Origin of the sequence: Sneathia sanguinegens, from assembly GCF_001517935.1 — a bacterium.
GTDB lineage: Bacteria > Fusobacteriota > Fusobacteriia > Fusobacteriales > Leptotrichiaceae > Sneathia > Sneathia sanguinegens.
Genome location: NZ_LOQF01000007.1, coordinates 45,446 through 61,204, shown reverse-complemented (window position 1 = coordinate 61,204; position 15,759 = coordinate 45,446). Strand labels below are relative to the sequence as shown.

At 25.3% G+C, this 15,759-nt stretch carries 15 protein-coding genes, 1 other RNA gene and 1 pseudogene; 16 read left to right on the top strand and 1 reads right to left on the bottom strand.

Going from position 1 to position 15,759, the window contains the following annotated elements; genetic code table 11:
- The first annotated feature begins 3 nt into the window (after positions 1–3).
- The 13 genes from lon (at position 4) to AWT65_RS04150 (ending at position 12,028) form a co-directional block, all read left to right on the top strand.
- Positions 4–2,325, top strand: coding sequence for an endopeptidase La (gene lon / locus AWT65_RS04210; RefSeq protein ID WP_066729672.1), 2,322 nt, complete (start codon positions 4–6; stop codon positions 2,323–2,325).
- Positions 2,322–2,576, top strand: a complete 255-nt coding sequence (gene yajC / locus AWT65_RS04205; RefSeq protein ID WP_066729671.1) for a preprotein translocase subunit YajC — start codon at positions 2,322–2,324, stop codon at positions 2,574–2,576. Before lon ends, yajC begins: the two co-directional genes overlap by 4 nt.
- A gap of 2 nt (positions 2,577–2,578) precedes the next feature.
- Positions 2,579–3,607 (top strand): N-acetylmuramoyl-L-alanine amidase family protein, encoded by a 1,029-nt coding sequence (locus AWT65_RS04200; RefSeq protein ID WP_066729666.1) that lies wholly within the window; start codon positions 2,579–2,581, stop codon positions 3,605–3,607.
- An 8-nt stretch (positions 3,608–3,615) separates the two neighbouring features.
- Positions 3,616–4,068: a GerMN domain-containing protein gene (locus AWT65_RS04195; protein ID WP_066729664.1), complete on the top strand. Its 453-nt coding sequence runs from the start codon at positions 3,616–3,618 to the stop codon at positions 4,066–4,068.
- A gap of 44 nt (positions 4,069–4,112) precedes the next feature.
- Positions 4,113–4,673, top strand: coding sequence for a bis(5'-nucleosyl)-tetraphosphatase (symmetrical) YqeK (yqeK, locus tag AWT65_RS04190; RefSeq protein WP_066729661.1), 561 nt, complete (start codon positions 4,113–4,115; stop codon positions 4,671–4,673).
- Positions 4,663–6,465, top strand: coding sequence for a ribonuclease R family protein (locus AWT65_RS04185; RefSeq protein ID WP_066729659.1), 1,803 nt, complete (start codon positions 4,663–4,665; stop codon positions 6,463–6,465). Before yqeK ends, AWT65_RS04185 begins: the two co-directional genes overlap by 11 nt.
- Positions 6,446–6,880, top strand: a complete 435-nt coding sequence (gene smpB, locus AWT65_RS04180; protein WP_066729657.1) for an SsrA-binding protein SmpB — start codon at positions 6,446–6,448, stop codon at positions 6,878–6,880. The genes AWT65_RS04185 and smpB overlap by 20 nt, the downstream gene beginning before the upstream one ends.
- 16 nt (positions 6,881–6,896) lie before the next feature.
- Positions 6,897–7,225: a transfer-messenger RNA gene (gene ssrA, locus AWT65_RS04175) on the top strand.
- Positions 7,226–7,293: 68 nt separating this feature from the next.
- Positions 7,294–8,721, top strand: coding sequence for a nicotinate phosphoribosyltransferase (locus tag AWT65_RS04170; RefSeq protein WP_066729655.1), 1,428 nt, complete (start codon positions 7,294–7,296; stop codon positions 8,719–8,721).
- Positions 8,722–8,736: 15 nt separating this feature from the next.
- Positions 8,737–9,702 carry a tryptophan--tRNA ligase gene (gene trpS, locus AWT65_RS04165; RefSeq protein WP_066729653.1) on the top strand — a complete coding sequence of 322 codons (966 nt, stop codon included), beginning with the start codon at positions 8,737–8,739 and terminating at the stop codon, positions 9,700–9,702.
- Entirely contained in the window at positions 9,699–10,589 is an 891-nt protein-coding gene (locus AWT65_RS04160; protein WP_066729651.1) for a hypothetical protein, read from the top strand. Before trpS ends, AWT65_RS04160 begins: the two co-directional genes overlap by 4 nt.
- 7 nt (positions 10,590–10,596) lie before the next feature.
- Positions 10,597–11,418: a tRNA pseudouridine synthase A gene (locus AWT65_RS04155; RefSeq protein WP_066729649.1), complete on the top strand. Its 822-nt coding sequence runs from the start codon at positions 10,597–10,599 to the stop codon at positions 11,416–11,418.
- On the top strand, positions 11,411–12,028 hold the full coding sequence (locus tag AWT65_RS04150) for a putative ABC transporter permease (protein ID WP_066729648.1): 618 nt from the start codon (positions 11,411–11,413) through the stop codon (positions 12,026–12,028). The genes AWT65_RS04155 and AWT65_RS04150 overlap by 8 nt, the downstream gene beginning before the upstream one ends.
- 12 nt (positions 12,029–12,040) lie before the next feature.
- On the opposite strand, the gene AWT65_RS04145 is transcribed toward AWT65_RS04150, so the two are convergent.
- The gene (locus AWT65_RS04145; RefSeq protein ID WP_066729647.1) at positions 12,041–12,505 is read right to left on the bottom strand and encodes a C40 family peptidase; all 465 of its coding nucleotides are present in this window, start codon (positions 12,503–12,505) and stop codon (positions 12,041–12,043) included.
- A 137-nt stretch (positions 12,506–12,642) separates the two neighbouring features.
- Here AWT65_RS04145 and AWT65_RS04140 point away from each other — a divergent pair, with 137 nt between their 5' ends.
- From AWT65_RS04140 to AWT65_RS06750, 3 genes and pseudogenes are all read left to right on the top strand, one after another.
- The gene (locus tag AWT65_RS04140; protein ID WP_066729645.1) at positions 12,643–13,803 is read left to right on the top strand and encodes a M20 metallopeptidase family protein; all 1,161 of its coding nucleotides are present in this window, start codon (positions 12,643–12,645) and stop codon (positions 13,801–13,803) included.
- On the top strand, positions 13,797–15,152 hold the full coding sequence (gene rlmD, locus AWT65_RS04135) for a 23S rRNA (uracil(1939)-C(5))-methyltransferase RlmD (protein ID WP_066729643.1): 1,356 nt from the start codon (positions 13,797–13,799) through the stop codon (positions 15,150–15,152). Before AWT65_RS04140 ends, rlmD begins: the two co-directional genes overlap by 7 nt.
- Positions 15,153–15,432: 280 nt before the next feature.
- Positions 15,433–15,759: pseudogene (locus tag AWT65_RS06750) on the top strand (replication initiator protein A); the annotation flags it as partial.

The window sequence follows — 15,759 nt, the reverse complement described above, 5'->3', positions numbered from 1 at the left end:
TAAATGATTGCTTTAATTCCAACAAAAGAAGTTGCAGTAATGCCAAGTGTTGAAACGAATGTTCTACTAGGAAGAGAATGTAGTATAAATGCTGCATATCTTGCTTTGAATAGTAATGATAAAAAATTAGTCCTTTCTATTCAAAAAAATGTGGAATTAGAAAAAGTTGAAGCAGATGGTATTGAAGAATATGGAGTTTTAGTTGAAATATTAAAAATTTATAAGGTATCTGAAAAGACATATAGAATAGTAGTTAAGGGTAAAAATCGTGTTAAATTATCAAATACTATTTATGATGAAGAAAACAAATGTTTTATGACAAATATTACAAATTTAAGAACTGTAAAAGATTTACAAGATAATAGCATTAATAATGCTGAAAATATTTTAAAGTCAGCAGCTATGCTCTTATCTTATGGTAATGAATCTAAAAATGATGTTATGAGTGTAAATACAATAGAAGATTTGATAGATACTTTAGTCTTTAGAATACCTTTTGAAACTCATGTTAAACAATATTATTTAACAATTAAGAGTTTACAAAAGCGTGTTGATACTTTCTATGATGATGTTAAGTATGAAACTCAAAGGTTTATTATTGAAAATGATATAAACAATAAATTGAAAGAAAATATTGATGAATCTCAAAGAAATTACTATTTAAAAGAAAAGATGAAGGTTTTAAAAGAAGAACTTGGAGAAAATGAAAATAGTGATTTGGATAATTTGCAAAATAGGATTGAAGAAAATGCAGATATGCCAGAAGGTTTCAAAAACAAATTGAGAAAAGAATTGAAAAAATTAAAAAATACACCAGTATTTTCTGGAGAATATAATGTTACTTTAAATTACATTGAAGTTTTATTAGATTTACCTTTTAAGAAATCAGAAAATGAAGAATTTAATATAAAAAAGGTTAAAAGTATATTAGATAAAGATCATTATGGTTTAAAAGAAGTAAAAGATACTATAATAGAATTTTTGTCTGTAATGAAGTTAAAGTCAAAATTATCTGAAAAAGATACAAAAAAATATTCAACTATACTTTGTTTAATAGGACCACCCGGGGTTGGTAAGACTTCATTTGCAACATCTATAGCTCATGCAATGAATAGAAAGTTTGAAAAAATTAGTTTAGGTGGAGTAAATGATGAAAGTGAAATAAGAGGTCATAGAAGAACCTATGTTGGAGCAATGCCAGGAAGAATAATTGAAGCTATAAAAAGAGCTGGAGTATCAAATCCAGTAATTTTATTGGATGAAATTGATAAATTAGATTCTAATTTTAAAGGAGATCCAGCTTCTGCCTTACTTGAAGTACTTGATCCAACACAAAATTCTAAATTTGAAGATCATTTTATAGATTATCCTTATGATCTATCAGATGTTTTATTTATATGTACAGCAAATAATTATCAAACTATACCCGAAGCTTTATATGATAGAATGGAAATAATAGAATTAGAATCATATACAGAACTTGAAAAATTGAAAATAGCAAAAAAATATTTGATACCTCAAGTATATGAAGAAACAAATATTAAACTATCATTATCTGAAGAGCTAATATTGAAGATAATAAATGAATATACACGAGAAGCAGGAGTGAGAAATTTAAAAAGAGAATTTTTAAAAATTGCAAGAAAGATTGCTCGTGAAATGCTTGAAACAAAAAAAGAAAAATTCAGAATAACTAAGGCTAATATTACTAAATATTTAGGACCAGAAAAATTTAAACCAGAAAAACAAATGCAAAAGAAACCTAAAGTAGGTTCAGTAGTAGGTTTAGCATGGACTGCTGTTGGTGGAACAACCCTTGAAGTTCAAGGCGTAAAAATGGAAGGTTCAGGTAAGTTACTTTTAACTGGTAAATTAGGTGATGTTATGCAAGAATCTGCAAAAGTAGCATATTCATTTGTAAGATCTATAAAAAATAAATTGGGAATAAAAGAAGAGTTTGAAAAAAATATGGATATACATTTGCATTTTCCTGAAGGAGCTGTTCCTAAAGATGGACCTTCAGCAGGTATAACAATAACTACTGCTATAATTTCAGTTTTACTTAATAAGGGTGTAAGACAAGACTTAGCAATGACAGGAGAAATTACTATAAATGGAGATGTATTACCAGTTGGTGGAATAAAGGAAAAAGTAATAGCTGCACATAGAATAGGTATAAGAGAAGTTATTTTACCTTATGATAATATCGTAGACACTAAACTTTTACCTAAGGAAATTTTAGAAGATATGAAATTTAATTTTGTTAAAAATTATAAAGAAGTTTTAAATTTAGCATTTTCAAATGAAGGAATGGAGGATAAATGAATTTAAAAATAGTTTTAATATATGTTGTATTTTTAGTTGTTTTATTTGGACCAATGTATTATAACAATACAAAAAGAAAGAAAAAATTTGCAAATATGTTAAGTAATCTTGCTATAGGAAACAATATTGTTACTGTTGGAGGAATTTACGGAAGTGTTACAAAAATAGGAGATAATTTTGTAGAAATAAAGGTTGATAAAGGAGTTAGTATTAAAATAGCAAAAGATGCTATTTCAAGAGTAGAAGGTTAAAAATGTTTAAAAATATAAGAAAAATTTTAATTTTACTCTGTATTTTCTTAAATTCATTAATATTGAGTGCAAATTCATTAAAAGATTTAAGCTATAGAGAAGGAAATTTAGTTTTAACCTTTGAAAAGGAAGTTTCAAAAATTAATGAAGATTATGACAGTAAAACACCTTCACTTAGTATAGATTTTTTGAATACTAATCAAATTAATAAATCCGTAGTAAGACAATTAAATGTAAATGATAAATATATTTCTGATATAACAAATGATCATTATAATAATACAACAACCACTGTAATATATTTACAATTTGGAACAAAATATAAATTACAAAAAAAAGGCAAAGAGGTAATTATAAGCTTTATTGAAGCTAAAGTTTTACCAAAGAGGAATTTCACTATAGTTATTGATGCAGGACATGGAGGTCACGATAGTGGAGCAATAGGTAATGGATATAGGGAAAAAGATTTAGCTCTTGCTGTAGCCAAACAATTATATTCTAATTTAAAAAGAGATTATAATGTAATAATGACAAGAAAGGATGATACTTTTATTCCTTTGAATGAAAGAGCAGCTATAGGAAATAGAGCAAATGCTAACTTATTCATTAGCATTCACTTAAATGCTTCTGTCAATAAAGAAGCTCATGGAAGTGAAGTTTATTATTTTGAAAAAAATCCTTCTATTTATGCAAGAGAAAGAGCAACAGCAGAAAATAACTTTGATATTGCTGGAACTCGTGCAATAGAATCTTCAAATTTTTTAATAAATGATATACTTTATGGCATGATCCAAAGAGAAAGCTCTTCATTTGCAAATACAATTTTAAAAAATATTGTTTCAACAATGTCAATACAGAGAAGAAAGGTTTTAGGAGCAAATTTTGCAGTATTAAGAGGTTCAAAATCTCCATCAGTATTAGTAGAATTAGGCTTTATAACCAATGAAAATGATGTTAGATTATACACTTCTGAAGAAGGTCAAAGAAATGCAGCAAATGCAATTGCAAATGCAGTTAGAAAACATTATTGAGGTATTTTATGAAAAAATATATTTTGACTATATGTCTAGTAATTGCTATAGTTATAGTTTCAATATTTTCATTTTTTAAAAATGAAATAAGTCCTATTAAAAATATAGTAAATGTAGAAAATACAAAAAATAAAGAAGAAAGTAATATAAATATTTTTGTATATAATAGTAAAACAGATAAAATTGAAGAAACACAAATATTTGTAGATAATCAAAAATTCATTGATTATGATGATTATGTACAATATGTAATTGATAATTCTTCATTTGTGAAACCTAACATGACTTTATTAGCTGTATATAAATTAGAAAATGGAAATGTTTTAATAAAATTGAGCGAAGAATTCAAACAATTATCAAATAGTTCAATGAAAAAATTTCAAATTTCGGTTACAAAAACTTTAAAATCAGCATTTCCTGATATTAATAATATACAAATACAAGTTGATTCAAATAATTAGCCCTACATCTTTTTTGTAGGGTTATTTTAAAAAGGAGGCAAAATATGGAATATGAACAATATTTAAAAGAACATTTGTCAAATAAAAGATTTGAACATTGTTTAAGAACAGCAAAAATGGCAGAATATTTATGTGAGCTATATAATATAGATAAAATAGCTATAAAAGCGAGTTTATTGCATGATATAGCAAAAGAATTGAGTGTAGATGAAATGCTTGATTTAATAACAGAAAATGATAAGAAAGAAGTAGGTGCCTCTTTTTATAATTCTAATATTTTGCATGGTTATGCCGGAGCTAATTTGGTAAAAAAACTTTTTGATATAAAAGATGAACGAATTATAACAGCTATTAAATATCATACAACAGGTAAAAAAAATATGACGGATATAGAAAAAGTTGTGTATATTTCAGATGCAATTGAAGAAGGTAGAACATATGAAGGTGTTGAAGAAATAAGAGAAGAAGTGTATAAATCATTGGATAAGGGAATAAGATTTGAATTAAAGCATAAATTTAATTATTTATTAGAAAATAATGGAAAAATACATCCTTTTTCTTTAGATTTTTGGAATAGCTTGGTGGAGGAACTCAATGAAGGGTAGATTAGAAATAGTAAATAAAGAATTTGGCTTTATAAAAGAACAAGATAAAAAATTTTTTGTATCAGGTAAAAATATGCTAGATGCTTCAAATAATGACATAGTTGAATTCCAGATTATAAAAGGAGATAATGTCAAAGTAACTAAGGTATTAAATAGAGAAAATAAGGAATTTATTGGTAGAGTAGATAAAAATAAAAATTTTTCTTTTGTAATTTGCGAAAATATAAATAAAGATATATATATACCAAAAAAATATGAAAAAAATATAAAAGATTCGGATATAGTAAAAATAAGAATACTAAAGTGGGCTACTAAGGATAGAAAACCAGAAGCAGAAATTTTGAAAAATTATGGAAATATAAAGATAGCAGAAAATATAGTAAGTTCTAAAATAGATGAATTAAAAATACCTCATGTTTTTACAGATGAAATAAAAAAAGAAGCAGATAATATAAAAGTATCTAAGATTAAAAGAGAAGATTTAACACAACTTTTACATGTCACAATAGATGGCGAAGATACAAAGGACATGGATGATGCAGTATACATAGAAAAAACAGATTATGGATACTTTTTAGTAGTTTCAATTGCAGATGTTAGTGCATATGTAAAAAAAGATAGTAAATTAGATGAGGAAGCTTTGAATAGATCAAATTCTATTTATTTGTATAATAGAGTAATACCTATGTTGCCAAATAAGTTAACTAAAGATTTATGTTCTTTAAATCCCAATGAAAAGAAATTGGCTCTTAGTGTGAAAATGAAATTAGATGAAAATGCTACAATTTTAGAAAGTGAAATAGTTAAAAGTTACATTAATAGTAAATATAAACTATCTTATACAAAGGTTAATGAAATTTTAAATTCTAATGATAAATCTTTTGAATACTCAGAAATGCTTTTTGTAATGCAAAAATTATCAGAAATATTAAGCAAAAAATCTAAAAATCGTGGTATAATAGATTTTGATATTCCAGAAATAAAATTAAAATTAAATGAAAAAAATGAGTTAGTAGATATTGTACTTAGAAAAAGAGAAAAGGCAGAAATATTAATAGAAAATTTTATGATATTAGCAAATGAACAAGTAGCTAATTATATGTATTTCAATGAATTACCTTGTATATATAGAGTACATGAAGAACCTGATTTAGAAAGCATTGAGGCATTAAGCAAGGAATTGAAAGATTTTGATTATTCATTGAAAACACAGGATAAAATAGCTAAAAAATTGCAAAATATAATAAATTTAACTAAAGGCACAAAACTAGGCTTTTTGATACACAAAAAAATATTGAAGTCATTAAAAAAAGCTGAATATTCTAGTATAAATAAGGGACACTTTGGTTTGGCATTAAAAAATTACTTACATTTTACTTCGCCAATTAGAAGATATTCTGATCTATATGTTCATAGAATTTTAAGTGAAGCTTTGGAAAAATATATACCCATAAAACGAAGAAAGAAATTGAGTAAAAATTTAGAAGAAATATGCAAAAAAATATCTGAAAATGAACGTAGAGCTCAAAAATTAGAATATTTAGCTAGGGATATAAAATTAGCTGAATATATGAAAGATATGAAGGGGATACAATACAAGGGAATAGTGTCTTCTGAATATAATGAAAGATATTATATATTATTAGAAAACTATATTGAAGTTATACTAAGTAATTCTAGTAGAAAATTACAATTAGGTTCAAAAATAATCGTTGAAATATCTGATGTAGATGTATTAAAGGGTAAAATTTATGTTAAAGAGGTAAGAAAAAATGGTAATAGCAAGAAATAAAAAGGCTAATTTTGATTATTTTATTTTAGATAAATATGAGTGTGGTATCGCACTAGAAGGTAATGAAGTTAAATCAATAAGAGCAGGTAAGGTTAGTATTAAAGAATCATATGTTAAAATAATGCATAGTGAACTCTATATTTTAAATATGCATATAAAGGCATATGAATTTTCAAATGTAAATTTTAAAATTGATGAAACTAGAACTAGAAAATTATTGGTACATAAAAAAGAAATAAGAAAATTAAAGGAAAAAATACAAGAAAAAGGTTTAACTTTAGTCCCCTTATCAGTATATACTAATGGTAAATATATTAAAATTGAGATTGCACTTGCAAAAGGTAAAAAAAATTATGATAAAAGAGAAACTTTAAAACAAAAAGCAATATTACTTGATTTAAAATCAAGAAATTGATATAATTAACACAAAAGGGAGTGTAAGGTTTCGACAGATTAAGAACCATATTATAAGCAAGTAGTAGCGATACTTTAAATCTTTTTTTAATAATTGGAAAAAATTATAGATTAGCTGCGTAGTAACGTGGTCATTTACTTAAAATTTGCTATGGATTTTTCGTAAATGTTATTTACATAGCTTGCTTTACGACGATGGTTATAGAAGTAAGGGACTATTATAACCTAATTTAAGGACCTTTGGTAGTTTAGCATCCTTAAATGAAAAAGTTAAATTACATAAACTTGTAGAAGGTAGTATGTAGTCTTAATTTGGACACGAGTTCAATTCTCGTCACTTCCACCAAAAAATAATAATAAAAAGAATATTTATAAGCTACAATAGTAGCTTTTTTATTTAAGGAGGAACAAACAATGAGTAAAAATATTGTTTTAGATTGCGATTCATATAAGGTTACTCATCCTAAACAATATCCAGAAGGTATGACTTATATGCACAGTTACATTGAAAGCCGTGGTGGCTTGTATGGGTATACTAAATTTTTTGGTTTACAATATTATTTAAAAAAGTATTTATCAACTAGAATAACAAAAGAAATGGTTGATGAAGCTGCTGAAATTTTTAAATTACATGGAGTTCCATTTGAAAGAGCTGGTTGGGATTATATTGTAAATGAATTAGGTGGTAAATTACCTTTAAGAATTAGAGCCGTTCCAGAAGGGGCTATTATACCAAATCATAATGTATTAATTACTATTGAATCAACTTGTGAAAAAACACCATGGATAGTTTCTTGGTTAGAACCATTAATATTGAAAGTTTGGTATCCAATAACTGTTGCAACATATTCATATAAAATGAAACAAATAATATCTCATTTTTTGGAAATAACTTCCGATAATGTAAAAGAACAATTGCCATTTAAATTACATGATTTTGGATATAGAGGAGCTTCAAGTGATGAAAGTGCAGCTATAGGTGGTTTAGCACATTTAACTAATTTTTTAGGTACAGATAATATTAATGCATTAGAATGTGGAAGAAAATATTACCACTGTAAATGTCCAGGATTTAGTATTCCAGCTGCAGAACATAGTACTGTAACATCATGGGGTAGAGAAAATGAAGAAGAAGCAATGAGACATATTATTGAATCTTTCCCAAATAATCCTGTATCTGTAGTTTCAGATTCATATAATTATTTTAATGCTGTAGAAAATATATTATGTAAAGATCTAAAAGATTTAATTAAATCAAGAAAATATAATGTTATTGTAAGACCTGATAGTGGAGATGCAATAACTAATGTATTATTTGCATTAGAAAAATTAGAAGCTGCCTTTGGTGTTACAATTAATAGTAAGGGATATAAGGTATTGAATAATACAGCAATTATACAAGGTGATAATATCCATGAAGACACAACATGGGATATATTGAAATGTGTAATGAACAATGGATATTCAGTAGATAATATAGCTCTAGGCTGTGGTGGTTCATTATTACAAGGAAATGAACATTCAAGTTTAAATAGAGATACACATAAATTTGCTATGAAATGTAGTTGTGTAAAAGTAAATGGTGCATATAGAGATGTATATAAAAATCCAATAACTGATAGTGGAAAAATTAGTAAAAAAGGTAGATTAGATTTAATAAAATTAAATAATGGTAAATATGAATCAATTAATATTTCAAATTTAAAAGAAAATGAATATCATAAAGATTCATTAATGGAAGTAGTATTTGAAAATGGTGAAATTTTGAAAGACTATACTTTAGATGAAGTTAGAGAAAATGAAAATAAATATTACAGACCAGAATTAAAAAGAATTTTTTAAAAAGTAGGAGAAAAAATGAGAAGTTTATCGGGAATACAACCTAGTGGTATTTTACATATAGGTAATTATTTTGGAGCATTAAAACAATTTGTTGATTTACAAGAAAAGTATGAAGGTCTATATTTTTTAGCTGATTATCATGCTTTAACATCAAATCCAAATCCAGATAAGTTAAGAGAAAATACAATAAATGTACTTTTAGATTATTTAGCTTTAGGATTGGATCCTAATAAATCAACAATATTTTTACAATCAGATATACCAATTCATGCTGAATTAATGTGGATATTAAATAATATTACACCTTTGGCTTTACTTGAAAGGGGTCATGCATATAAGGATAAAATATCTAAAGGTTTGAAGCCTAATACTGGTTTATTTACATATCCAGTTTTAATGGCAGCAGATATACTTATGTACGATACAGACTTAGTACCAGTTGGAAAAGATCAAAAACAACATGTAGAATTTGCAAGAGATATAGCGACAAAATTCAATGAATTCTATAATTCAAATATTTTTAAATTACCAGAAGCTTTGATAATGGAAAGTGTTGCTGTTGTTAATGGAACAAATGGTGAAAAAATGAGTAAATCATATGGAAATGTAATTAATATGTTTTTACCAGAAAAAGAATTAAAAAAACAAGTAATGTCAATAGTTACAGATAGTAAAAGCTTAGAAGAAGCTAAGGATCCGAATAATAATATTACAAAAATATATGAGTTATTTGCAACAAAAGAAGAAGTAGAAGAAATGAAGGAAAAATTTATCAAGGGTAATTATGGATATGGAACAGCTAAGAAGGAACTACTTGGTAAAATTTTAGAATATTTTTCAGATGCTAGACAAAAAAGAGAAAAATTAGCAAATAATTTAGATTATGTTCGTGAAATACTTGAAAAAGGTAAGATGAAAGCTAGTGAAATAGCAGAGAAAAAAATGGAAATAGTAAGAAAAACTGTGGGATTATATAAATGATATATTTTTTAACTGGAGTTAATACAAGACTTATAAAACTAGAAGAAATATCTAAAGATTATGATGTTATTAAAAATTATGATGCAGGCATTCAAGGAGAATATGAAAAATTTTTAGAAGATATAGGAAATGTTTCAATTTTTGATAGTAGTTCAGAGTTAGTGATTTTAAAAAGAAGTGAAAAATTAAAAAAATTTAAAGATTTACTAGCTATTTTAAAAAATTATAAGGATAGTAAGGGTATCGTTATTGATTATTACTGTGAATTTAAAAATAAAAATATTTATTTAAATGAATTTAAAAATATGAATTGTGAAATTATAAATATTGAAAATGACGATAAATTGATTGAAGACTATATTATAAATGAATTAAAAATAAAAAAAATTGAAGCACAAAAAATAATTTCTATAATAGGAAAAAATTATTATCATGTTAAAAATGAAATTTTTAAGTATAAGAGTATTTTTGGAGATAAATTTGACTTTAATAAATTTAAGGAAATTTTATTAGAGAATGTTGACATTAAGATTTCAAATTATTTAGAAAAAATATATGATAAGACCTTAGATTTTAATAAAATACAAGGTCAGTATTATCTTTTATTACTTTATTCTATTTATAAGGATTTTGAAATATTTCATAAATTAGCAAGTTTAAATTTAAGTAAAGACTATGAAGAATTTAAAAAAAATTTTTCAAAATATGAGAATATTTTTTCTTTAAATTATTATGTAGTATATTTAAAAAATAAAAATTTGAAATATAGTAAAGAAAAATGTATAAAAGTTTTAAAAAAGTGTATTGAAATGGAAGCAAATATAAAACAAGCAAAAGTAGATGAAAAAACAGCACTTTGGTATATAATTAAAGAAATACAAAAATAGGATTAGTATGAATATAGATGAGAGAAGATTAGAAAAAACAAAGTTGTTTGCATATATGATATATATAACATATTGTGGAACAGATTTTGATAGTTTTGATGAAAATAAGGCTTGTAAAAGTGTAAAAGGCTATATAAAGGAAATATTAGAAAAAGAAAAAATAAAATTAGTTAAAGGTTTACAACAAGCAGGAAGAACTGATAAAAATGTATCTGCAACAGAAAATATAATATATTTTATGACAAATGAAGCGAATGTAGACAGATTAAAAAAATATTCATTAATAAAAGATGTAAAAAAAGTAATACCTTATTTAGAGTTTCCAAGTTTAATAGAAAAAAGAAAATATATCTTTGAATATCCCAAAGAAAAAATAAAAAATTCTTATGAAAAGATTATAAAACTTTGCCAAGAACTAAGTGGATATAGGGATTATTCAAAATTTACAACAAAAAAGGGAAGGAATATATTGAACACTTTTAGAAATATAGAGATTAGCTATATTGATGGGAAACTATATTTTATTGGGGATAGTTTTTTACCACATCAAGTTCGAATAATGAGTTCATATATATTGACAAATTCACTAAAGGAATTAGAGGGTAAATATTTAAAATTGGAAAAAATATATTTAAAAGATTTTCTAAAAGACTTAATTTTTGAAAGAGAAAATTTAGATAATCCAGATGTTATATATTGTGAAAAATCAAAAAAATTCACATATATTTATACTAAAGATAAGGCAAAATTAATAGGTAAAAATGGTAAAAATATAAAGAAGTTAAATATATCTAATAAGGTTATAATATGTGAGGTAAAAAATGTATAGATATTTATGGGACTTTGTTATTTATTCATTTTTAGGTTGGTGTTTAGAAGTAACTTATAAAAGTTTTGAAGAAAAGAGATTTATTAACCGTGGTTTTTTAATTGGACCATATTGTCCAATATACGGATTTTCTAGTGTTTGTCTAATATACTGCCTAAGTGATTTTTTGGACAGACCAATAAGACTTTTTCTAGTAGCAATTGTATTAACAAGTTTTATAGAATTTTTAACAGGTTATATATTGGAAAAGATATTTAAGTTACAATGGTGGGATTATACTACAGAATTTTTAAATATTAAGGGTTATATTTGCATAAAATTTTCATTTTATTGGGGAATAGCATCATTAATTTTACTTTATATAATTCAGCCAAAGATTTGTATAATTGTAGATAATATAGTGCAATTTTCAATTATTCTTCATTTTATCTTAGCATTAATGCTTTATGACTTTATTATTTCAATTATGCAAATAATAAAGTTAAAACAAGATATAAAGTTTTTAAATAGACTAATAAAAGATAGACTTGAAAAAAGATATGAAAGACTTTTAACATCCTTTCCAAAATTAAAAAAATTAATAGATAAAATAGAAAAACCATTGAAATAAATCAATGGTTTTTTATTCAAATAAATTTATTGCACCTCTTAATGCTTTTTTGTAATATCCTTCTAATTTAGAGATAATAACTTTTTTTTGTGCAGAAGAGGCATGTATAAATTTATTATTACCTATATAAATTCCTACATGAGAAATTCTTTCTTTTTTTGTTGTCTTAAAAAAAAGAATATCGCCTACTTTAAAGTTGTCTACTTTACTAGCTTTCATTTTAGATATATCTGAAGATACTCTTGGTAAAGTAATATTCGCTTTCTTCTTATAAACATAATTTACAAAACCAGAACAGTCAAAATTATTTGGACCATTACTTCCCCAACGGTATGGAGTATCCAAATATTTTAAAGCATATTCGTGGATCTGCATTCTAATGTCATTTGCTAGATTTTCTTTATTTGATGAGGGTTTTGAAAAGGAAAAATTAATACTTAAAAGAAAAGCCAATAAAATATAAATTTTTTTAATCATATAAACCTCCAAGTTATAAGTTAATATATTATAACTCATTAATCTTAGTTTTATCTTTGAAAATAATTAATATTTTCTTATTGTCTTTATACTTAATTTAGAATATAATTTAATAAATGAAGAAAAAAGGAGAAAGAATGAACGAAAAAATTAGAGAACTTTTAAATGAAAACAAACAATATCTTCTAAAAGTTAGAAGACATCTACACCAAAATCCTGAACTAAGTGAACATGAATTTGAAACTCAAAAGTATATAATAAATTTTCTTGAAAAATATAATGTGGAATATACAATTTTAGCTAAAACAGGAATATATGCAAAAATAAAAAATGGGCAAGGCAAATCTTTAGCATTTAGAGCAGATATGGATGCTTTACCTTTAATTGAGAATAATAATTTAGAATTTAAATCAAAAAATGAAGGTATTATGCATGCTTGTGGGCATGATGTGCATATGGCAGTACAACTAACTTTACTTAAAATACTTGCAGAGAATAAGGATTTATGGAAAGGTAGTGCACATTTTTTCTTTCAACCAGCAGAAGAAACTGTCGGTGGAGCTAAAAGAATGTTAGAAGAAGGCATTGATACAGAAAAAATTGATAATATTTTATCTTTTCACTGTGCCCCTGAAATTGAAGTTGGAAAAATTGGAATAAAATATGATAAATTACATGCAACATCTATGGTGTTTAAATTTAGAATATTAGGTAAGGCAACTCATGGTGCTTTAGCATATACTGGAATTGATAGTGTAGTGATAGGAAGTAAGGTAGTAGATTTTTTACAAACAATAGTTTCAAGAAGAATTGATGCACGAGATTGTGCCGTAATAACTGTTGGAACTTTTAATGCTGGTACAGCTGAAAATATTGTCGCAGGAGAAGCAGAATTAACTGGAACAGTGAGAACATTAACACAAGAAATGAAAAAATATATTTTAAATATTTTTAAAACTGATTTGGTCAAATTTGTTGAAGCATATGGTGCAAAAATAGAAATTAATATAAGGGATAGTTATGCACCCGTAATAAATAATAAAGAATTTACTGATTATTTATTAAAAAATGCAAAGGATATTTTAGGAGAAGATAAAATAGAATATATACAAATACCTAGAATGGATGTAGAAGATATAGGCTTCTTTTTAGAAAAAATTCCAGGTACCTTCTATAGATTAGGTGTTTCAAAAGATAATTTTACACAATTGCATACAACAAATTTTTATGTTGATGAAGAAGCATTGAATGTAGGATTAAAAGTACAATTAAAGATAGCATTGGAGTATTTATGTTAAAAATTGGAGATATAATAGAAGTTGAAATAGAGAAGATAGTATTTGGTGGAGAGGGCTTAGCTTATTACAATCAAATAGTCATTTTTGTGCCACTTTCTGCAATAGGTGATAGGTTACAAGTTAAAATAATTTCTGTAAAAAAAACATATGCTAGGGGTTTAATCGAAAAAATATTGCTTCCTTCTAAAGATAGGATAACTGCAGAAAAAATTAGCTTTGAAGATAATTCAGGCTGTGATTTTAATCATTTAAAATATGAAAAACAATTAGAGTATAAAACAAAAATGCTTGAAGAAATGTTTTTTAGCATTTCAAAAATTGATATAAAACCAATTTATAATGGCATCGTACCTAGTTTGGAAATTAAAAATTATAGAAATAAGGTTGCACAACCTTTTATTAAAATAAAGGATAAAATATATCTTGGATTCTATAAAAGAAAATCTCATGATACTTTTGCAGTTGAAGAAGATTTATTAAAATCCGATGTAGCAAAAAAAGTAGAAGAACAATTTTTAAATGAATTAAATAAAGAAAAATTTACTGTATATAATGAAAAAAATCATACTGGTTTTTTGAAGAGTTTAATTATTAGAAATAATAGAAAAGGTGAAGCTATGCTTTGTGTCGTAATAAATAAAACAAGTCTTTTACCAAAATTAAAGAAAGTTTTAGCAAGAATATATGAAGAAAATAGCTTTATAAAATCCATATATATTTCAATAAAAGAAAAAAAGGACAATATAATTTTAGGTGAAAAAAATATTCTAGTTTTTGGAGAAAAATATATTAGTGAAAATATTTTTTCAATTAATTTTAAAATATATTTAGATTCATTTTTTCAAATTAATGTAAAACAAGTCGAAAAGCTATATAATACAGCCTATTCTATGTTGGATGAGGTTAATAATATGAATATTATTGATGCTTTTTCAGGAACTGGAACTATAGGTATGATATTAGCAAAAAAATATAAAAAGGTATATTGTATAGAAAGTGTGGCTAGTTCTGTAAAATCAGCAATTGAAACAGCAAAAGAAAATGGCATAAAAAATATCGAATTTATTTGTGCAAAGGTTGAAAATAGTATAGATAAAATATTGAAAAAAGAAAATATAGATAGTATAATTTTTGATCCTCCAAGAAAGGGCTTAGAAAAATCAGTAATTGAAGCCGTTGCAAATAAAAAAATAAAGAATATCATATATATTTCTTGTGAACCATCAAGATTTGCAAGAGATTTAAATATGTTTATTGAAAAAGGATATAAATTGAAAAAAATTACGGCTGTCGATATGTTTCCAAACACGCATCATGTGGAGACGGTAGCGTTGATACAAAAGATGTAAACTTAGAAATCCTGCATTTTAAGAAGTTTTAAACATTTTGTCTTTGATAAATATGAAGAAGGATACGTCAAAAAGACTCAAAAAAACTACATGGACGTAAGATTAGTTTTGCAACTGGTATGAGGAGACACAAAAAAAATATAATAAGATAAAACCCATTTTATACTTTCTACAAGAGTAGCTTAAATAAGGCTGCTCTTTTTTTATTCAAAGAAAGGAGGTAGGGATGAATTTTGATTATTTTTATAATAGGCAATCCGAAATGTATAACTTCATTAGGTTACCTATGGTATTGATGGAAGATGAGATTTTTGAGAGCATTTCTATTGAAGCAAAAGTTTTGTATTCATATATGCTTAATCGAATGGGTCTTTCATATAAAAATGTTAAGAAAGATGCAGATCCTAAGTATGCTTGTTATTGCAGCAAAGTCACAGAAGATCAGGTAATTGAAGCAGTTGTAAAGCATGGTGCGAAAACCGTTAAAGAAGTAAATGCCATAACTGGAGCAATGAAAAATTCGCTTTGTAAGGAAAACAATCCTTTTGGGGTATGTTGTCATAAGATTATTCAGGAAGCCATTGATAAGGGATTAACCATGAAATGA